A 22113-nucleotide genomic window follows, 5' to 3' on the forward strand; every position below is an offset into this window, starting at 1 on the left:
TAGGATGTGATGGTATGAAGGGTTGTATTGGCCTTCAAAGTGAATACAGTTTATTGAATAGTACCATTCGGTTAGAAACCTTGTTTGAAGACCTCAAACATCGTGGCTACGACACGGTATTTTTATCCGATGATAATAACTTATACGCGAGCTATAAGTTTTTTTCCGTACCCACAGACCTTAAACGCATCTTAGGTATGCGTCTTAGTATTATTCATTTAGAACAAGCCACCACCATTTACGCTTACGCTACCACCCAAAAAGGACATCAAAACCTCATCATTTTATCGAGTTTATTACAACTCTCAAAACAAAAAGCAGTCGATATGAATGACCTCATCAAATACCAAGAAGACCTTATTTTCATCAGTGCTGGATACGCATCTGACATCGATCAAGCCATTTTAAAGAAGGATTTGAACGATGCGAGAAGAAGAATTGAATCGTACCGTTATTTACTCAAACAGTTTTACTTGGGTTTAATGGTTCAAACCCTCAAAATGGAAATTGAGGTTGCACCTACGATTAAGGCGTTATCTAATGAATACAAAATCGATATGTTACCGCTACATCAAGCCAACTATTTAGATGAAGTAGAAGCGTATGATGCATTGATTAAAATTGAACACAGTGAACGCGTTCGTTACGACGAAGGCGATTTTAGTCTACCAAGTTTTGAACAACTCAAACAAAGTTTTAGCGAATATACCAGTGTGTTTAATACCGTCGAATCGGTATTTTCGAAGATAGATTTCGTCCCAGAAAAGGTGACATTTAAACTACCAAACCCACTCGAACCGGGAATATCTTCGAAAGCCTATCTCCAAGACCTTTGTGAAGTCGGCTTATCGATTAGACATAAGAAACAACCGTTAAAACACCCAGAAGTCTATAAAGAACGCCTTCAATATGAATTATCTGTGATCGATAAAATGGGATATAACAACTACTTTTTGGTCGTTTGGGATTTTGTCAAATATGCCAAAAAAGAAGGTATCATGGTTGGTCCAGGGAGAGGTTCAGCTGCGGGGTCTTTGGTATCTTTTGCCTTGGGTATCACCGATGTGGACCCGATCAAATATGATTTGTTATTTGAACGCTTTTTAAACCCAGAACGCATCAGCATGCCAGATATCGATTTAGACTTTCCAGACAACAAACGAGACGATGTCATCCGATATGTTCAAGCCAAATATGGCAAACACCATGTGGTTTCTATTACAACCTTTGGTACTTTTCAAGTTAAAAGTTCCATTAGAGACATCTGTCGAACCCAAGGTCTTTCAGTAGCCGATACCAATCGTACTGTGAAACTCGCGACAGAAGCTTATGAAATTACCGACCCTAAAACACTACATATCCTTAAACTTGCACAAGCCATTGAAGGTCTCCCAAGACATACAGGCACTCACGCCGCAGGCATCATTTTATCTTCAGTCGATTTATCACGCATCATCCCACTACAAAGCGGTTCTTCTGAGTTGTATCAATCTCAGCTTGAAGCAGAAGATTTGGAAAAAATGGGTTTATTAAAAATCGATTTTTTAGGCATTCGAAACCTTCAAATCATCAAAGAAACCCTCGGTTTGATTGAACAAAAAAACATCAAACTCGATTTGTATAATCTCCCACTCAATGACACCAAGACTTTCGAACTATTGTCACGCGCCGATACAGTAGGTGTGTTTCAACTCGAATCGATAGGTATGAAACGTGTCTTAACAAAACTCAAACCCAATCAATTTGAAGACTTGGTTGCGATATTGGCATTGTTTAGACCAGGTCCGATGGACAACATCGATGTGTACATTGAACGTCGTGCGGGTCAAAAATTTGACTACATCGATGAAGAACTCAAAGACATCTTAGCCCCAACCTATGGGATCATCATTTACCAAGAACAAATCATGAAAATCGCGTCTAAATTCGCGAATTATACGCTCGCAGAAGCGGATCTACTCAGACGTGGGGTCTCCAAAAAAGATAAAGACATCCTCGAAAATGAACGTGTCAAATTCATTCAAAAAGCTGTTAACAATCACAAATCAGAGGCTTTAGCTATCAAGATTTATGATTATATTTTGAAGTTTGCTCTCTATGGTTTTAATCGCAGTCACTCAGTCGCTTACGCGATGGTAGCCTATCAAATGGCTTATCTCAAGGCACACCATTTTGACGCATTTATGACGGTTTTACTGACTTCAATCGCGAGCAATACAGACCAAGTGGTTGACTATATTGGAAAGCTCAAAGAAAAGGGCATAAAAGTATTGAAACCCAATATCCAAGTCTCAGCTTTTGAGTTTATCTTGACCGACCAAGGGATCATTTATCCCCTGATCGCGATAAAAAATATTGGCACTCAAACCGTCACTAAAATTGTTGAAGAAAGACAACAAGGCCCATTTAAGGATTTTGATGACTTTAAAAAACGATTATCAAATGACCTTAACGATAAAATCATCGAAGCTTTGATTTTCTCCGGTGCACTCGATGTCTTCGGATTAAACAAACATACATTGTATGAAAATCGTCAAATGATTCATAAAGATTATGAGCTGTTTGTCTCTGATATCGTGATGAAAACCTTTGATGAATACCCAAATGATGTCTTAATCGAAAAGGAAAAAGCCGCATTGGGCTTCAATTTATCCATCACACCGGTCTCGATCTATGAAGATTTGATGAAACAACATCAACTCAAACCGCTCTCTGATATTGACCATACAGTTCGCACCATTGGTTTGGTAAAACGTATAAAAGTCATTCAAACCAAACAAGGTAAAGACATGGCATTCATCGAGGTATCTGATGGACAAACCACTTTAGATGTCACCGTATTTCCTGAAGTGTATGCGAAGTATGGATCGATGCTAAGCCAAAAAGACCCACTCATTTTAACCATCGAACCCAATCAGTACGATGGTAAAAAATACATTCTCATTCGAACGGAGAACATCCCTGATGCAAAACCTTAAGCTGAACACCGATAATTACATCTCGTTTCATTTCATCGATGATCAAAAAAGACCCTTTGTTTTAATCGCCCCAGGTGGCGGTTATCAAAGGACATCTCCAAGAGAAGCAGAACCGATTGCGAAAGCATTTAATGAAAAAGGCTATCACGCAGGGATCATTTATTATCGAGAAACGCTTTTACAATACCCAGATACGGTCGATGAATTGGCTTCATTCGTTCAAGTGATTACATCCGATTCAACCTATCCGATTGATTTAAATGCATTCATTCTTTGTGGGTTCTCCAGTGGGGGACACTACATGGCAAGCCTAGGCGTATTTCACCATCAATACCCTGGACTCATTCAACCTAAAGCCATGATTTTAGCATATCCAGTAATTACAGGAAAAGTTGGATTTGCCCATGAGGATTCGATTGAACGTCTTTATGGTGAGATTACTGAGGATAACAGACAACGCTTCTCACTGGAAAATCACGTCACCAATTTAACACCTGAAACGTTCTTATTTCACACGATGGATGACCAATCTGTTAAAGTCGAAAACAGCTTGTTTTTCATGCAAGCCTTGAGAAATCATGGGGTAATGGTGGACTGTCATTTGTACCACAGTGGGGTTCATGGATTATCCTTGGGTACCCAAACTGTGGTTACTGATGCATATCGTTCTAACCCAGCTGCTTACGAAGCCATCCATAAACACAACCAAACTTGGTTTAACTTAGCCATTTCCTTCTTGGATTTCAGACTAAAAAAATAGCGTAGCCGTCGAGCTACGCTTTATTTTTATGCTTGTGGACTGTCTCTAAGGATAATGTAAGTCAAATAACTGATATAAGACATGACTAAGAAGAAACCTTCTAAGCGACTAATCTTTCGATTGGATAATGAGAATAGGAAGACTGCAGCGGTTAAACCGATGAGGATGTAGATATCAATGATCGCTGTTTGGTTCAGTGCAATCGGGTTAATGAATGCACTCGCACCTAAAATAAATGCGATATTAAAGATATTTGAACCGATGATGTTCCCCATGGAAATTTCGGATTCTTTCTTCGCTGCCGCAACCACGGATGTGACCAATTCAGGTAAAGAAGTACCCACGGAAACGATGGTTAAACCAACCAACCATTCGGACATGCCGAGTTCTAACGCAATCGTTCTCGCGCCATTGGTGACCATAATCCCTCCACCAACGATGCCTGCCATCCCAATCAATGTGATTGGAATTGCCATTTTAATGCTATACTTAGCGACTTTTTCAACTTCATCCGCATGTGTAACCACTTGTGTGTTGAGTTCATTCATCGCTTTCGCGTCTTTCAATATAAAGAACATGAACGAAGCTAGGATGAATAATAGAATGGCCGCTTCAAATCGTAAAATGAAATAAGGGGATGTGCCTGCGAAGAAATAGTACATCGGAACCAATAAAACCACCGCGATGAGGGCGAATGGGAAATCTCTACGAATTAAGTCATCGTGAACCACTTGAGGCAGTACCAAGGATGCTAGTCCTAGGATGAGCGCTAAATTGAAAATATTCGATCCGATGATGTTTCCAAATGATACGTCATCCGCACCAGATAATGCAGATGTGATACTCACAGCCGCTTCAGGCAACGATGTCCCAAACGCGACGACCGTTAAACCGATGATGAGTGAAGATATTTTAAAAAACTTTGCAATGGAAGATGCCCCATCGACGAAGAAATCTGCGCCTTTGACCAAAATAACAAAGCCGGCCAACAAAAGCATGAACGCCCAAAATAGTGTCATAAGTGTGAACTCCTTTTTTCTTACTTTAACCATTATACAACAGATTGATATTTTTAGGCATTCAAAAACAAAAAAAGGTTACCCAAATTTTTGGATAACCTTTAACGGATTACTTCTTATTAACAAATACTTTTTTAAGGTTCGCGAATCTTGGTAGTCCATCGACAAGCGGTGCTTTGTCATCGCCTTGGATGAGTGGTAATGCATAATCCACGAAATCTTGAGTTAAGCCTTTACCGTTTGGTAAAATCCATTCAGCAGGGACTTTCTTTTCTGTGTTCGCTGCTTTTGCAAGAGGCACTAATTTGTATTTAATCTTGTAAGGGTTTGAAGAGACTCTTTCGAATCCAACCATCTTGTCGGTTGTGCCCTTAACAGCGGCTCTAACGGCTTTAACACCAGCCATGTAAGCTTCTCTCACGTCTACTTTAGATGCTAAGTGAGCAGCACTTCTTTGTAGTAATGAGAATTCGATAGAACGTACTTTAACGTTGAGTTTTTCTTTGATTTGTTCAGCAAGAATGGACGCTGTACCACCCAATTGTGCATGTCCAAAGGAGTCTGTAGACAAGCTTGAGAAGTGTTCAGGGACATATTTACCATCTTTGTCTTTGATACCTTCGGAAACAACGATGATCGCTTTGGTCTTACGTTTAACAACGTCTTCAACATCTTTGAAGAATTGGTCATAATCAAAGACCACTTCTGGTAGATAAATCAAATCTGGACCTTGGCCTTTAGATACAGCGAGTTGAGCTGCAGCGGTTAACCAACCGGCATTTCTACCCATCACTTCAACCACAGTCACCATTGGGGTGTTGTATACGGTTGCGTCATGATAAAGTTCCATTAATGTGGTTGCGACATATTTTGCAGCAGAACCATACCCTGGGCAGTGGTCAGTACCAAATAAGTCGTTATCGATGGTTTTAGGTACACCAACGACGTTGCAATCCCAACCAGACTTCTTGAAATATTTAGAAATCTTGTTGCAGGTATCCATGGAGTCGTTACCGCCATTATAGAAGAAGTAACGGATGTTGTACTTCTTGAAGACTTCTAGTAATCTTTCATAATCACTTGGGTCTTTCTTCAATGGTTTGAGTTTGTAACGAACTGACCCAATCGCTGAGGATGGGGTGTTTTTAAGTAATTCAAGTTCGTATAAGTCTTCTTTGGAGATATCATAGAAGTTTTCATCTAGAATTCCTTTGATGCCATGTGCAGCGCCGTACACTGCAGTAATGTTTTCTTGTTTTAATGCTTCGATAAATACACCAGCAGCACTTGCGTTAATTACGCTTGTAGGACCACCGGATTGACCAAGAATGGCCGCGCCTTTTAAATTTTTCATATCTTTTGGTTCCTTTCGTTCAACTTTTCGATACTATTCTATCACATATGATTTAAAAAAACTTGAAGAAAGCGATTTCGATGTTACTTTTGTAAAAAACACATAAATTGAGGTAAAATTAGTGATATAATAATGACGGTTTGAGGTGATGATACATGAAAATAGCAGTACTCACATCGGGTGGAGACGCCCCTGGGATGAACCCCGCCATTCGTGCGGTTGTCCGTGCAGGCATCAATAGTGGACATGAAGTTTATGCTGTCATGGATGGTTATGCCGGTTTGGTTAGCGGTTCGTTTGAAAAAATGAGTCGAAAAAGCGTTTCAGAAATTCTCGCAAAAGGTGGGACCATCATTGGTACTGCCAGATTAAAAGAGTTTAATAAACTTGAAGTTCGTCAAAGAGCAATTAATAATATGAAAGAAGCTGGCATCGATGCTTTGGTCGCGATTGGTGGCGATGGAACTTACCGTGGGGCGAAAGCTTTAACGGAAATGGGGTTTCCTGTAGTCGGACTACCTGGCACCATCGACAACGATTTGGCTTGTACCGATTATACCATCGGTTTTCATACCGCATTAGAAACCATTGTCGATGCAATAGACAAAATTCGTGACACGTCTTCTTCACATCAACGATGCTCCATCGTTGAAGTCATGGGCAGATATTGTGGCGATTTGGCTGTATCCGCTGGTCTAAGTTGTGGTGCTGAATTCATTATCACACCAGAACATCCGATGAACAAAGATGAAATCATTGAACGTTTAAAAGTACATAAGAGTGAAGGACGTCGTAACGCGATTATTGTCATCACTGAAAATGTCTGCAACGTTCATGAATTTGCAGAAGAAATTACACAACAAAGTGGATTTGCATGCCGCGCTACTGTCTTAGGTTATGTCCAAAGAGGTGGTTCGCCATGTGCAGAAGATAGAATTTTGGCAGGACGCATGGGCGCTTACGCGGTAGATTTATTATCGCAAGGCATTTCAGGGGTAGCTGTCGGTATTCAAAACTCCAAAATGGTGCATTATACATTCGATGAAGTATTATCCACACCGAATGAATCGATGCAAGACATTTACGAACTTGCTGCGAAAATTCGCTAATCCTCTAGAGGTGATTTATGACTATACATCAAACCTGCTTACCAATGGTCCACATGATAGCCTATAACGATACTAGACACTCAAAAAAGGTGCTTTTTTAGCATCTTTTTTTCATTTTTAGTTTAGAAAACAAGGAGATACTATGACAGAAAACATTCTATTCATTCTCGGTGGGGTTGCGATATTTTTATATGGCATCGAACTGATGGGTGACGGCTTAAAACGTTCTGCCGGGAACAAAATAAGAACGATTATTGAAAAAACGACCAACACACCTTTAAAAGGTATTTTGGTGGGTATTTTACTTACAGGGCTTTTACAATCCTCTAGTGGTGTAACGGTGCTTGTGATTGGATTGGTTGGGGCTGGTCTCATGACCCTCAGACAAGCGGTAGGTGTGGTTTTTGGTGCCAATATCGGTACGACTATCACCTCCATTTTAATCGGTTTACCAATTGCTGATTATGCCTTATTATTCGTATTTGTGGGCGTCATCATGGTATTCTTCTTCAAGCGCAAAATGGTTCAAAGTATCGGAACAACCATTCTTGGTTTTGGACTCATTTTCTTTGGATTAGATGTCATGGGTAGTGGTTTAAAAGAAATTGTCATGACCGATTATGTCCATGATTTGTTCTTGTTATTCTCAGATACATCGAATAGTTTCTTCTGGTTCTTTGGCGTCACATTCGGCACATTGTTTACCGCAGCCGTTCAAAGTTCGTCGGCAGCGATTGGGATTATTCAGAAACTCTATCATTTAAACATTGAGGCAGGAGTTCAGACATTTACCTTATGGGGTGCATTACCGATGATTTTAGGGGCGAATATCGGAACCACGATTACAGGTTTATTGGCCTCAATTAACGGTACTTTAGAAGCGAAACGCGTATCCGCTATCCACATCATGTTTAATCTCATAGGAACCACCATTTTCTTGATTTTATTATGGCCATACCACGAAATTGTTGAGTGGGTTGAACGCACTTTCCTAGAACCATACTCCATGGCAACCCTCGCGGTGGCGCATGTGATGATGAATGTGGTGACCACACTCATCCTGTTCTGGTTCATCGATTTGATGATCAAGTTTACCCATGTCATCATTAAAGATAAACCATACAATGATGAATTAGAAGTCATTTTCTCGGAATCACTCTTACAAGAAACCCCATCTTTAGCGCTTTATTATGTCAAAAAAGGCATCAACAAAATGGGTGACTTAGCGAAAAACTATTTCTTATTAGCAAAGCGTTATAGTTTTACCAATGAGGATGGTGTTGTGGATAAAGCGGAAGCCATCGAAAACACATTGGATGACTATGACAAGCGTCTTCATGACTACATGATCAAACTGGTTCGTAACAATTCATTGTCCGAAAAGGACTCTAATCGTCTATCTAGAGACTTAGATACCATTCGTGACTTTGAACGCATTGGTGACCACTTAACCAATTTGGTGGGTTTCTTCAAAAATCGCTACAACGAAAACCAAGTATTATCCAAAGGTGGCGAAGAAGACCTCAGACATTACTATCGTATTTTGGAAGAAATGTTTGATGTTACCCTCGCATCCTTTGTGTTTAATGATGTTGAAAAAGCCAAAATCGCGATTGAGTATGAAACGTTGACCGATAAACTCGAAGAAAAATTTAGATTATCGTATGTTGAAAGACTCAAAGCAGGTGAACTCAACTTTACATCCAAGACCAATTATGTTGAAATTCTATCCAATTTGGAACGCATTGGTGACCATTTAAAGAATATTGCAGAAAACATCATCAATCCGATGCGTGTACCACGATTAGATACTGAAGATAATCCACTCGAATAAAGCACATTCATAGTGCTTTTTTCTTTTCTATTATGTATAATAGACTCTATAAGGAGTGGATACGATGTCAAAGTTTAAACTGGTTGCGCCATATAAACCGATGGGTGACCAAATTGAAGCGATTGAAAAGTTGTATCAAAACTTCAATAACGGGATGAAACAACAAGTCTTACGCGGTGCGACAGGTACAGGTAAGACTTTTACTATCAGTAATTTAATCGAAAAAATGGGGAAGAAAACCCTCGTTTTGGCACATAATAAAACGCTCGCTGGACAACTTTACAGCGAGCTTAAAGCTTTTTTTCCTGAAAACCGTGTAGAATACTTCATCTCTTATTACGATTATTATCAACCGGAAGCGTATGTCGTAACCTCAGATACCTACATCGAAAAAGACGCGTCGATCAACGATGAAATCGATGAAATGCGCCATAGCGCGACGGCATCCTTACTTGAACGAGACGATGTCATTGTGGTGGCTTCTGTATCCTGTATTTATGGGATTGGGGACCCAGATGATTATAAGAACTCCATGATCTTCCTGAGGGTTGGTCAAGGCATCAGACGCAATGCCCTTTTGGGTAAATTGGTTGAATTGACTTACCAACGAAATGACATTGACTTCCACCGTGGCACGTTTAGAGTACGCGGAGACATTGTTGAAATCATCCCCTCCAACCAACGTGAAAACGGGGTAAGAATTGAGTTCTTTGGTGATGAAATTGACAGAATCAAACGTTTTGATGTGTTAACGGGTAACGCCATTGAATCTTTGGATTACGTGACCATATGGCCAGCAACCCACTTTATGACCAATAAAGAAAAACTTAAAGAATCGATTCGACGCATTAAGAATGAACTTCAAGAACGGATTCTTTATTTCAAAGATAACGACAAACCATTAGAAGCTGAACGCATCCAAATGCGTACCAAATACGATCTAGAAATGTTAGAAGAAATGGGCGTATGTCCAGGTGTTGAAAACTATTCAAGGCACATCGCACTGAAAGAAGCCGGCGAAACCCCATCCACTTTAATCGATTTCTTCAATAAAGATTTCATGCTCATCATCGATGAATCACACGTCACTGTATCTCAAGTTCGAGGTATGTATAATGGCGATAGATCGAGAAAGATGACATTGGTAGATTATGGATTTAGATTGCCATCGGCACTGGATAATAGACCACTCAAGTTTGATGAATTTGAAAACAAACTAGACCACGTGATTTATCTATCTGCGACCCCAGGGGATTATGAATTATCCAGAAACCTCCCCATCATTGAACAAATCATACGACCAACGTATTTGATAGACCCGGAAATTGAAGTCAGAAAATCATTTGGACAAATCGATGATTTATACGCTGAAATTGTTAAACGTGTCGCTTTGAATGAACGCGTACTCGTGACCACACTCACCATCAAGATGAGTGAGGATTTAACCGCGTATTTCAAAAAACTTGGGATGAAAGTCGCTTATTTACACAGTGAAATCAAATCGCTTGAACGTATCGTCATCTTAAGGGATTTACGTGTGGGTAAGTACGATGTCTTGATCGGCATCAACTTGTTAAGAGAAGGCTTGGATTTACCAGAAGTATCCTTGGTTGCGATACTTGATGCAGATAAACAAGGTTTCTTAAGAAGTGAACGCAGTTTGATCCAAACCATTGGACGTGCGGCACGTAACTTGAATGGTAAGGTTATCATGTACGCCGATACCATCAGTGAATCGATGGAAAAGGCGATTCAAGAAACCAATCGTCGTCGTTCCATCCAATTAGCCTTCAATGAAAAATATGGGACGAAACCTGTTTCTATTAAGAAGGACATCCGAGATGATATCTCCATGAAAGAAGACATTGATGAATTGCCAATGAAGAAGCGATTTACTGCGAAAGACTTGGATAAAGCCATTGCAAGAATTGAACGTGATATGAAACAAGCCGCCAAAGAACTCAACTTTGAATTGGCTACCGAATTAAGAGACCAGCTTTTTGAATTGAAAGCAGAAAGAGGATACTGATATGAATTGGAATTTAAATGATTTATACAAAGGCTTTGATGATTCCTATGAAGCCGATTTAAAGAAACTTGAACAACTATTAAATGACTACAAAGCATTGGTAAAAAATGAAAAAGGCTTATCTGATTTAGCACTATTAGAGGGATATCTTAAATCACAAGAAGATTTAGAACGTCTCGCTACCAGCTTATACGCTTTCGCAAGCCTGACGACCTCAACCGATGTTACCAATCAAGTGGCTTTAGGTTATATGGCAAGACTTCAACAATTGTTATCTAGTGTCACCAAAGAAAACGTTCAAATGAGCCGTTTTATTGCGGGATTGGATTTAGACAGTCTAGAACAACAAAGTGAATTGGTTAAAACATACCGCTATGGTTTAAACTTAACCCAAACCGGTGCGAAACATTTATTATCTGAATCTGAAGAAGTGATTTATGCGAAAATGCGTCAATTGGCTTCGAACCAATGGAGTCAACTCCAAGGGTTATTAACTGCGAACCTTAACGTGGATTTTGAAGGTAAACAAATCACCTTGAGTGAAGTTAGAAACCTCGCTTATGACCACAACAAAGACGTACGCAAAAAAGCCTATGAAGCTGAACTTAAGTCCTATGAACCAATCGCGGATGCGGTGGCGATGGCACTATCCAACATCAAACGTGAAGTCACCGAATTGAATGCCATGAGAGGTTATTCGAGTGCGTTAGAAAAAACCTTAGAAATCTCTCATATGACCAAAGAAACCTTAGACGCGATGATTGAAGCGATGAAAGATTTTAGACCAAACTTCGCTAAATACCTTAAAGCGAAAGCGGCTTATCTAGGCCATCAAAAAGGATTACCATTCTATGATTTATTCGCCCCTATCGGCAAATTGGATAAAACCTACACTTTTGAAGAAGCACAAAAAATTGTATTAGACAGTTTTTATGGCTTCTCTCCAAGGTTGGGTAATTTTGCGAAAAAAGCGTTTGATAACCAATGGATTGATGCCTTCCCAAGAAAAGGGAAACGCGGTGGGGCTTTTTGTTCGAATCAACCACAAATTCGTCAAAGTCGTTTCTTGTTAAATTTTACAGGGTCACTTTCTGACGTATCGACCCTTGCTCATGAGCTTGGTCATGGTTATCATGGCGATGTGATTCAAGATGAACAACCACTCAACTGGGATTACCCTATGCCACTAGCGGAAACTGCTTCAATTTTCTGTGAAACCATCGTCATGAATAAACTCTTCAATGAACTAGAAAAAGACGAAGAAAAATTATCCGTCTTAGAAATCTCCTTACAAGGCGATACACAAGTCATCATCGATATTCTTTCAAGATACTTATTCGAAACCAAATTATTTGAAAATGCGAAAGGACCAATCTCTAAAGACCAAATGAAGTCTTGGATGTTAGAAGCTCAAAAAGCGGCTTACACCGATGGGTTAGACCATGACTTATTGCACCCATATATGTGGTTAAATAAAGGTCATTACTATTCCGCAGGATTAAACTTCTATAACTTCCCGTATGCTTTCGGTTTATTGTTTGGTAAAGGCTTATATAGTTTATATCAACAAGACCCACAATCGTTCTTGAAAAACTATGATCGTTTATTGGGTTTAACCGGTAAAGCGAGCGTTGAAGACGTCGCCGCTTCGATGGGTATCGATGTGACTAAGAAAGATTTCTGGGTTACTTCGTTAAATGAAGTGAACAAAGACATCGAACTTGTGATCGATTTAATGAAAAAAACAGTTTAGACACACCCTTAATTGTCATAATAGACAGCTGTTATGTTATAATGAAATTGGCAATTTTAAGTTATTAAGATTTTTTTAACATTTTAAAGGAGATTTTTTATGGAAAATCAAGAAGAGAAAGGCCTTAGTATCATCGAATTATTCAACCTGTTACTCAAAAACTGGCTATTAATTGGCTTATCGACTGTACTAGTCGCGGCCATTGCAGGGGTATACGCGTTTGTCATCGCGACCCCGATGTATGAATCAAAATCTGACATCATCGTTCAAGTAGAATCCTCTTCTGAACTCGGTTATGACTATACCACAGCGTTACGCTTAGTGCCGTCGATTGCAGAATTCATGAAGAAAGACATCGTCTTAGATGACGTGATTCAAACACTTGGACTTGAAACCACCATGTCAACCGCACAATTACGTGCTGGTTTGACCGTAACGTCATCCAACACCACATTCTTCGTCTATGTGAGCTACGTTTCTGACGACCCAGAAATGGCAAAATTGGTTGCCGATCAAATCGTCGCATCAGCGAGAAAAATCGCCAACGAAAATGAGACATTCTCCTCATTTAAAGACAAAATTTCTGACCCAACAACCGTCGCAAAACTTGGGGTCCAAACCTCACCAAATAAACCATTGTTATTGATCATTGGTGTTTTATTGGGTGGTATCCTTGGGGTTGGTATCGTATTGGTAATGGAATTAACGAATAATACCTATCGAACCAAAGAAGAATTAGAAGCTGACTTCGACTTACAAGTCTTAGGTGTCATCCCAAGCTTCGAAGTGAAGGAGGAATTCTAATCATGAAATTATTCTCTAAGAAGATTGAAAGCAACTATAGTTACTTGGTTGCTAAAGAAGCCCCAACTTCCTTTGTTACTGAACAGCTACAAAAAATGATTGTCAACCTTGAATATGCCAATGTCGATGGTCAATATAAAGTCGTACAATTCACCTCTTCAATGCAAAGTGAAGGGAAAACAACGCTCATTTCAAACGTTGCATACCTTTTAGCCACCAGAGGTAAAAAAGTATTGGTTGTGGACTTAGACTTAAGAAGACCTAAAGTCAACCGCATTTATTCCGCCATCAATAAAGATGGATTAACCGACTATTTATTAGGCAAAATCGACAAAAAGACATTAATTCGTAAGTCTGAAGACAACATTGATTACATCATCAGTGGTGAAAAGACATCCTCTATTGTTCAAATTTTGGAATCTCAAAAACTCAAAGATTTATTTGAAGACCTTAAACATGATTACGACTACATTTTGTTAGATACACCACCAGTCATCGTTGTTTCCGATGCATTACTGATCAATCGTATCGCGGATGGTGTCATCTTCATCATCGCTCATGGTCAAGGTAAGAAGAGTATGGTCAAAGAAGCCATCAGCAGTTTAACCAGAAACAATGTGCCAATCATTGGACTTTGTATGACACAAGACAAAGTAACCAAAGGTAAGAAGTATGGCTACACTTACAAATACTACAGCAATGATTGATATCCACTGTCATATGTTGCCTGGTGTGGATGATGGTGCCAAAGATGAAGCCATGGCGTTAGCAATGATTGAAAAATCGGTTAACGATGGCGTCACTCACATCATTTTAACCCCACATTTTCGCAAGTATGATGAAAATAAACGCTTAAAACAGACCGAAATTTTTGAAACCCTCAAACAAACGGTGAAAGATAAAGGCATCCCTGTCGAATTGTATCTAGGTCGAGAAGTCTATTATAAAGACAATTTGATTGACCAAACCAAACACCTAGCCATCGATGGTAGTCCATATGTACTGGTTGAATTTTCAACCACCATGGAACAAAATATTGATGAAATCGTCTTTAATCTAAAAGTATCGAAATTAAAACCCATCGTTGCCCATGTTGAAAGATACCCATACTTGAAAAAAGAAGACTACCATCAAATTCGTTTGACGGGTGGGTTACTTCAAGTCAATGCAGGTGCCATAAAAGGGTTTGAAGGATTTGGAAAAAGACGATTGATTAAGTATTTACTCAAGAACCAATTGGTCGATGTGGTCGCAACCGACGCACACAATTTAACCAACCGTAAGCCCAATCTCAAAAATGCCTATAAATCTGTTTTAAAAAAGTATGGCAAAGCCTACGCGGATTTGATTTTCTACGAAAACCCGAAGAAAATCATCGATTCAATTCAACGATAAGCCAGCCACCGCTGGCTTTTTATATTCTTTTAGGGAGAAAACAATGAAATTTACAAATGCTTTCACAGAAGATTTTGTTTTAACCGATGACATTTTAAGCATTGGTCAGATGGCGAAAGAACGTAAAAAACAAAATCCAAAAACGATTGATGCAACCATTGGGGCGTTACTCAATGACCAAGGGGTGTTGTTGGCATTCCCAACGGTAGAACAAATACTGAAGAGCCAAGATTCAACCAAAGTGCGCGCTTATCCACCAGTAGATGGCGGAAAGCCATTCAAGAAATCCTTGAAACAATGGGTTTTTCAAGACAGTTTAGCAGCGATAGAAGCAGCGTTTAAGCTTGAAGTACTCGCGACCCCAGGGGCATCTGGTGCTTTATCTAACGTCTTAGCTAACTATGTTACCAAAGGCGATATGGTAATATTACCCGATATTTTTTGGAGTAATTACGCAGCAATCATCAACGCGACAGAAGCGGGTCATGTGACTTATCCGATGTTTAAAAACAACGCATTTAATATCGAAGGGTTTAAAAAAACCACCGAATTGATTGCGAAAGAAACCAATAAAGTCGTTGTTTTACTCAATGATCCTTGTCAAAATCCGACAGGGTATTCGCTGTCAAAAGTTGAACTCGAACAACTGATTGCCCACTTAGATCAATTAGGCAAATCATATCCTGTCGTACTCATCTATGACATTGCTTACTTAGATTATGCGGATGAGCATTATGAAGACACCCGTAAACGTTTCTTATCATTTACTAACATCGCATCATCGATGCTCATTACCATCGCTTTTAGTGCATCCAAAACTTTTGGTATCTATGGTTATCGTGGTGGTGGGGTTGTGGCTTTATCGAAAGATGAAGCGGTCATCCAAGAATTCAGTCGTGTGGCGTTGTATAAAGCGCGCTCGACTTGGAGCTGCCCACCCACTGAACCGATTTTCTTGATGAATACATTGGAAGATAACGCCCTTTTACAACAATCCTTTTTTAAGGAATTGTCTGAAGTGCGACACCTTTTACAACAAAGAGCGAAAGCGTTTATTGAAGAAGCCAAAGCCGTGGGGTTGGTACATTACCCGTATGTATCAGGGTTCTTCGTGACCATTCCGGTTTTACAACCCAAAGTGGTATTTGAACGTCTAAAAGCGAAAGACATCTTCGTTGTGCCGCTATCTGGCGCGATTAGAGTCGCTTTAGCAGCCATTTCTGTGGATGAAATAAAAGGCTTAGCCGCTAAAATCAAACAAGAAATCTAAGAGGTAAAAACCTCTTTTTTCTTTCTAGAGTCTTTGAGCATATACAATTCAATCTTATGATCTCGTGTTATAATTAGAATGTCAAAGTAAACTGATTAAGGTCTTTGACCTTGAAATACATCGAAAGGTTAGGATAACCCATGAACCCTACCAATACCATCATCACCATCTTTGGATCCACAGGCGATTTGACCATCCGTAAGTTATTGCCCGCGATTGAAAAATTATTGCAAGAAAAATTACTCGATGATCGTACCAAAGTGATCGCAGTCGGTAGACGAGATTACACAACCGAATCCTATTTGAGTTTTGTTGAAAAAGAACTCAAAGTCCCATTTAACACGAAGGCACTGATTCCCCATGTGACTTATTTTAAACTGGATGTCGATAATCAAAAGGATTATTTATCATTAAAACAATACATCGCTTCGATATCCAATTCGGATACAAGAAAGATATTTTATCTAGCCGTAGGTCCAGAATTGCTTAAAGGCATCGCTACCAACATTGGAGAATCCAAACTGGTTGAAAAAGAGGATCTAAACGCTACGATCACTTTTGAAAAACCATTCGGTTCTGATTTAGCCTCAGCCAAAGCCATCAATGCTTTATTATGGCAGTATTTTGATGAAAAACAAATCTATCGTATTGACCATTACTTAGGCAAAGAAATGATTCAAAATATCCTAACAGTGAGATTCGCGAATAAGATATTTGAAAGTGTGTGGAATAACAATACCATCAAGCACGTCAAAATATATGCGAAAGAAACCGATACGATTTTATCAAGAGCTGGCTATTACGATACCTCCGGTGCGTTGAAAGACATGGTTCAAAGTCACCTTTTACAGATGCTATCCTTGGTCGCGATGGAGGTCCCACGTTCTTATAATAGTGAAGACTTAAAGAATGAAAAAGTGGAAGTCTTAAGAAAGTTGCGATATGACCGTAAATCGTTGGTGATTGGGCAGTATGATGGTTATCAAAATGAACCAAATATTGCGAAAGACTCTAAGACAGAAACATTTGTATTCTTTAAAGCCTTCGTCGATACACCGCGATTTAAAGGGGTACCCTTCTACTTATTGACTGGGAAAGCTTTAGAACAAAAAGAATCGGTCATCATCATTGAATTTGAAGAAACATCCGAACAACATAAATGGGATTTACCATTATTCACCAATAAGCTTTATATCAAAATAGCCCCTCAAGATGGCATCAGTTTGACCTTGAACTCTAAAGTACCAGGGTTACGAAATGCCGTTGAAGAAGTGGACTTGGATTATTGTGTCGCATGTAACGCGGTAGGTAACTTACCAGAAGCCTATGAAAAACTCATCTTAGACATGACCAAACACAGCAAATCCCTTTTCACCCGTTGGGATGAAATTGAGCTTTCATGGCAATTTATTGATCAGGTTAAACAGGATATCGTTAACAAACAAATCCCACTTCGCATATACAAGAATCATCAAGAACTTTATGACCTCATATATGAAATGACAGGAGAATCGATTTAAATGAAAATCTACGATATTTCAATGGAAATCCATCCGGATATGCCGGTTTATAAGGATTTACCTTCCAAAAAGCCAACCTTCAAAAATGTAGCGAACTTTACAGACAGTAGCCACTACGAAACAGACGTCAACATGAATGTCCACAGTGGTACCCATGTGGACTTCAATTTACACATGATCGATGGTGGAGACACGAGCAGTGAAGCCAAACTAGATCACTACATCAGTGAAGCACGTGTGTTTGATTTATCCTATGTATTAGAAACCATTACGAAAGAAAATTTGGTGAATTTAGCCATTCGTAAGAACGATTTTGTGCTCTTTAAAACCAGAAATTCACAAGACGAAGGATTCAATCCAAACTTTGTGTTCGTTGGTGAATCTGCAGCGAACTATTTAGCAGAAATTGGCATCAAAGGCGTCGGTATCGATGCGTTAGGCATTGAAAGAAGCCAAACAGGTCATCCTACCCACAAAGCATTGATGTCTAAAAATATCATCATTTTGGAAGGACTTCGTCTAGCAAACATCCGTAGTGGGACTTACACCTTGATTGCTTTACCACTCAAACTACGCGGTTTAGATGCTTCACCCGTGAGAGCCATTCTTTTAGGAAACTAAGCCATTTAGTTTCCTTTTTGTCATCAATAAACGCTATGTTATAATGATATTGAGGTATGTCATATGAAACGATTTTGGATTTTGATTTTGGGCATCACATTTTTGGTTGGATTGGCGGGTTGTACACCCCCTGAAGAAACCAAAGCGTTGGTCCTAGATGAAGTACCAACACAAATCACTGCCGATTTTGCTTTACCAACTGTATATGAAGATTTTAATCTAGAATGGTTTTTAAATGATGAGCCCATTGGGTTCGTTTTACCAATCAAATATTCATTCAAAGGCATCACCGATGTGTTATCGGTCAAGATGACCAAAGGATTTACAGTCGTCACTGGCGAAAAAGAAGTTACCTACGCCCTCAGTTCAATCACAACCGATTTATACATTCAAACCGAAAACAATCAAAGTATCACCTCAAAAGATACCTATGTTCAAGGTTCAGTTCGACTAGACTCTGATGTCGATGCATTCGACCAAGAGAATCTAACGATGGGCATCAAAGGTAGAGGAAACTCCACTTGGGATTTTCCTAAAAAACCATATCGAATCAAATTCACAGAAAGACAAAGTTTGTTGGGTATGCGTCCCGCCAAAGATTATGTGCTATTGGCTGAATACAACGATAAATCTTTGATTAGAAATTACTTAGCACAATATTTCGCAACTTTATTAGATATTGAATACACGTTGGAAAATCGTTTTGTACAACTCTACATCAATGGTAACTACAACGGATTATACTTATTAACCGAACAAGTCGAAGTCGATAAGAATCGTTTAAACATCGATGAATCGGTGGATGCGGATGGTGGATTCTTAATTGAAATGGAATCCAATGACCGTATCTGGCAAGAAGGGGAAGAAGATTTAAATTGGGTCAAGGTAGATGGCTATAATTATGTCATCAAATCCCCGGATATGGATGAACTCACAGCGACTCAAGTCGATGGCAAAGTTCAATATATCAAGAGTACCCTTAACACCTTTATCCAATCGATTGGACAGGGCACATATGAATCCTACATGGATATGAACCAATTCATCGATTACTTCATCATTTCTGAACTCTTTAAACAAGTCGATATTGGCTATTCATCTGTGTATATCTATAAAGATAAAAATGAACTCATGCGTATGGGTCCAGTATGGGATTTCGACATTTCAAGTGGGAATGGAGACTATTACGATTCGGGTCCTGAAGGCTATTGGGTCGATTACAACCCATGGTTTAATTACTTGATTGATAAACCTGAATTTGAATCTAGATTCATCGTGAGATTCATGGAAGTCTCGTATCAATATTTTGATCAATTGATTGCAGAACTGGATTTGGTGTCCTCTTTATTATTCACGGATGCGCTAATCAATTTTGAGAAGTGGCAAATCCTCGGCATATATGTATGGCCAAATCCACCACAAATGGTCGAAGCGGATACGTATGCAAAACAGATTCAATACTTAAAAAATTATTTAATCCAACGTGAACCGTGGTTAACCACCACTTTGACCACGGAGGGGTATCGATAAAATAGGCGATTGCCTATTTTTTTCGATAGAGAGAAAGCGCTTTATATAGTATAATATAAACAGAAGGATGTGAATTATGAAATACGTGAACTTAAGCCGTTACGGCAGACAAATCGATCCTTTTTTCTTTGCGTTAGAAAGCGTCTTACTCGAAGACTTGAAGGCAGATTTATTTTTCATTTGGCATGTCTATGGGGCTGTCATCATTGGTAAAAATCAGTTATTAGAAACCGAAGTCAATGAAGCCTTTTTAAAAGAAAACAATATCCCAGTATTCAGACGTTTGTCTGGTGGTGGGGCAGTATACTCGGATGAAGGGTGTATCAAGTACAGTTTTTTATCCAAAAAATTTGATAAAGATGTCATTTTCAAAGAATCATTAACCAAAATCAAATCCGTATTTGACGCTTTAAACATACCAGTGGTGTTATCGGGTCGAAATGACATTCTTTTTGACGGGAAGAAATTCTCAGGAAACGCCTATTTTCATAATCAATACGGGTCTTGTTTACACGGTACCATTTTGTATGACACAGACTTTGAAACCTTGGTCAAATCGATAACACCTTCGAATGAGAAACTCATCTCTAAAGGCATTGAATCGGTCAGACAACGCGTCACCAACATGAAAGACGTGGTTGGTAAAGACATTGAAGATTTTACCCATTTCTTGGTGAATCATTTGACCGATGGGGAATACGTATTAACCGAAGCACAAGAACAAAAAGTGTTTGAGCGGATGAAACGATTCAGTGAACCAAGCTATATCAAAGGCAATAACCCGCCCTATAGTTTTAAACATATGAAGCGATTCAACTGTGGGTCGGTGGGTGTTAAATTAGACATCAACCGCGGAATCATCAAAGACTTTATCGTATATGGGGATTATTTCACAGACCAAGAACCCGAAGATTTAAAAGGTTATTTTGTCAATCAACCCTTCCATGTGGAAACCATTGAAACAATCATCAATCAATTTCATGTGGGCGATTATATTGTTGGGTTAACCAATGAAGAATTCATCAGTCTATTCAAGGAGGATGTATGATGGATATGAAAATCACGTGTCTACACGATAGACACCTCAAACTCGGTGCGAAAATGACCGAATTCGGTGGCTTTGATATGCCGGTATCTTATAAAGGTATCCTACAAGAACACCAAGCGGTACGTGAAGCCTGTGGGGTATTTGATTGTTCCCACATGGGTGAAATTGACTTAAAAGGCAAAGACGCGGTGAAATTCTTAAACGAAATCACCACCAATGATTTTTCCGATTTAAAAGACAAACAACTACAATACACCTTACTCTGTGAAGCATCGGGTGGGGTCGTCGATGATTTGATGGTTTACCAATACAACAAAGAACACTTTCTATTGGTTGTCAACGCTTCGAATACCACGAAAGATTTTAAATGGTTAACCAGCCATCAATCCGGGTATCAAATCGAATTGTCCAACGATTCCGAATTTTTTGGACAACTCGCTTTACAAGGACCAAAAGCAGTAGAGGTATTGAAAGGACTCATCCCTGAAGTAGAATCGCTATCCTTCATGCATTTTGACATGTTTCAATGGAAAAACCACGAATACATCATTTCAAGAAGTGGGTATACGGGTGAAGATGGGTTTGAAATCTATGGGTCACCGAAAGCGACCGTTGAACTATGGGACCAACTGATGAGTTTACAAGTTGAACCGTGTGGATTAGGTGCGAGAGATACCTTACGTTTTGAAGCAGGACTCCCCCTCTATGGCCATGAAATCAATGGGTTCATCACACCACTCGAAGCGGGATTATCTTTTGGGGTTAAACTCCACAAACCATTCATTGGTAGAGATGTCTTATTGAAACAAAAAGAACAAGGCCTCGAAAGACGAATCATCGGCCTTGAACTGCTTGAAAGAAATATTGCGCGTGATGGTTATATCGTCTATGATGCCAATCAAAAGATGATTGGATACATCACCACGGGCTATATGATTCCAAATACAACAAAAGCGCTTGCGAACGCGATGATTGACTCCAATGTTAAAATTGGTACAGAAGTATATGTTGAAATTAGAAACAAGATGGTGAAAGCCGTCATTAGAAATAGAAAATTCTACGAAAAGAAATATAAAAAAGAGGTCTAGA

The 22113-nt window shown here is 39.3% G+C and carries 17 protein-coding genes; 15 read left to right on the top strand and 2 right to left on the bottom strand.

Annotated elements, in window-relative coordinates:
• Window positions 1-14 precede the first annotated feature (14 nt).
• Both N7548_RS02700 and N7548_RS02705 read left to right on the top strand, forming a co-directional pair.
• Window positions 15-2978 (top strand): DNA polymerase III subunit alpha, encoded by a 2964-nt coding sequence (locus N7548_RS02700; RefSeq protein ID WP_263607882.1) that lies wholly within the window; start codon window positions 15-17, stop codon window positions 2976-2978.
• A complete protein-coding gene (locus N7548_RS02705) occupies window positions 2965-3738 on the top strand; it encodes an alpha/beta hydrolase (RefSeq protein ID WP_263607883.1) in 774 nt (257 codons plus the stop codon). Before N7548_RS02700 ends, N7548_RS02705 begins: the two co-directional genes overlap by 14 nt.
• A 26-nt stretch (window positions 3739-3764) precedes the next feature.
• Here the strand turns inward: N7548_RS02705 and N7548_RS02710 are convergent, their stop codons facing one another.
• Together N7548_RS02710 and N7548_RS02715 are read right to left on the bottom strand one after the other, a co-directional pair.
• Window positions 3765-4757, bottom strand: coding sequence for a calcium/sodium antiporter (locus tag N7548_RS02710; protein WP_263607884.1), 993 nt, complete (start codon window positions 4755-4757; stop codon window positions 3765-3767).
• Window positions 4758-4866: 109 nt separating this feature from the next.
• Entirely contained in the window at window positions 4867-6111 is a 1245-nt protein-coding gene (locus N7548_RS02715) for a 6-phosphofructokinase (RefSeq protein ID WP_263607885.1), read from the bottom strand.
• Window positions 6112-6266: 155 nt separating this feature from the next.
• Between N7548_RS02715 and pfkA the strand changes: the two genes are divergently transcribed.
• From pfkA to gcvT, 13 genes are all read left to right on the top strand, one after another.
• Window positions 6267-7220 (top strand): 6-phosphofructokinase, encoded by a 954-nt coding sequence (gene pfkA, locus N7548_RS02720; protein ID WP_263607886.1) that lies wholly within the window; start codon window positions 6267-6269, stop codon window positions 7218-7220.
• Between the two features lie 142 nt (window positions 7221-7362).
• A complete protein-coding gene (locus N7548_RS02725; RefSeq protein ID WP_263607887.1) occupies window positions 7363-9054 on the top strand; it encodes a Na/Pi cotransporter family protein in 1692 nt (563 codons plus the stop codon).
• A 64-nt stretch (window positions 9055-9118) separates the two neighbouring features.
• The gene (uvrB, locus tag N7548_RS02730; protein ID WP_263607888.1) at window positions 9119-11083 is read left to right on the top strand and encodes an excinuclease ABC subunit UvrB; all 1965 of its coding nucleotides are present in this window, start codon (window positions 9119-9121) and stop codon (window positions 11081-11083) included.
• A gap of 1 nt (window position 11084) precedes the next feature.
• Window positions 11085-12836 carry a M3 family oligoendopeptidase gene (locus N7548_RS02735; protein WP_263607889.1) on the top strand — a complete coding sequence of 584 codons (1752 nt, stop codon included), beginning with the start codon at window positions 11085-11087 and terminating at the stop codon, window positions 12834-12836.
• Window positions 12837-12935: 99 nt separating this feature from the next.
• Entirely contained in the window at window positions 12936-13640 is a 705-nt protein-coding gene (locus N7548_RS02740) for a YveK family protein (protein WP_263607890.1), read from the top strand.
• Between the two features lie 2 nt (window positions 13641-13642).
• Window positions 13643-14347: a CpsD/CapB family tyrosine-protein kinase gene (locus N7548_RS02745; RefSeq protein WP_263607891.1), complete on the top strand. Its 705-nt coding sequence runs from the start codon at window positions 13643-13645 to the stop codon at window positions 14345-14347.
• A complete protein-coding gene (locus N7548_RS02750; RefSeq protein ID WP_263607892.1) occupies window positions 14313-15035 on the top strand; it encodes a CpsB/CapC family capsule biosynthesis tyrosine phosphatase in 723 nt (240 codons plus the stop codon). Before N7548_RS02745 ends, N7548_RS02750 begins: the two co-directional genes overlap by 35 nt.
• A gap of 43 nt (window positions 15036-15078) precedes the next feature.
• On the top strand, window positions 15079-16305 hold the full coding sequence (locus N7548_RS02755; RefSeq protein WP_263607893.1) for a pyridoxal phosphate-dependent aminotransferase: 1227 nt from the start codon (window positions 15079-15081) through the stop codon (window positions 16303-16305).
• Window positions 16306-16445: 140 nt separating this feature from the next.
• Window positions 16446-17825 (top strand): glucose-6-phosphate dehydrogenase, encoded by a 1380-nt coding sequence (zwf, locus tag N7548_RS02760; protein WP_263607894.1) that lies wholly within the window; start codon window positions 16446-16448, stop codon window positions 17823-17825.
• Window positions 17826-18446: a cyclase family protein gene (locus tag N7548_RS02765; RefSeq protein ID WP_263607895.1), complete on the top strand. Its 621-nt coding sequence runs from the start codon at window positions 17826-17828 to the stop codon at window positions 18444-18446.
• Window positions 18447-18509: 63 nt separating this feature from the next.
• Entirely contained in the window at window positions 18510-19976 is a 1467-nt protein-coding gene (locus N7548_RS02770; protein WP_263607896.1) for a CotH kinase family protein, read from the top strand.
• A 76-nt stretch (window positions 19977-20052) separates the two neighbouring features.
• Window positions 20053-21024, top strand: coding sequence for a lipoate--protein ligase (lplA, locus tag N7548_RS02775; protein ID WP_263607897.1), 972 nt, complete (start codon window positions 20053-20055; stop codon window positions 21022-21024).
• A complete protein-coding gene (gene gcvT, locus N7548_RS02780) occupies window positions 21021-22112 on the top strand; it encodes a glycine cleavage system aminomethyltransferase GcvT (protein WP_263607898.1) in 1092 nt (363 codons plus the stop codon). Before lplA ends, gcvT begins: the two co-directional genes overlap by 4 nt.
• Window position 22113 lies beyond the last annotated feature (1 nt).

The sequence above is a fragment of the Paracholeplasma manati genome, from assembly GCF_025742995.1.
Lineage (GTDB): Bacteria > Bacillota_I > Bacilli_A > Acholeplasmatales > UBA5453 > Paracholeplasma > Paracholeplasma manati.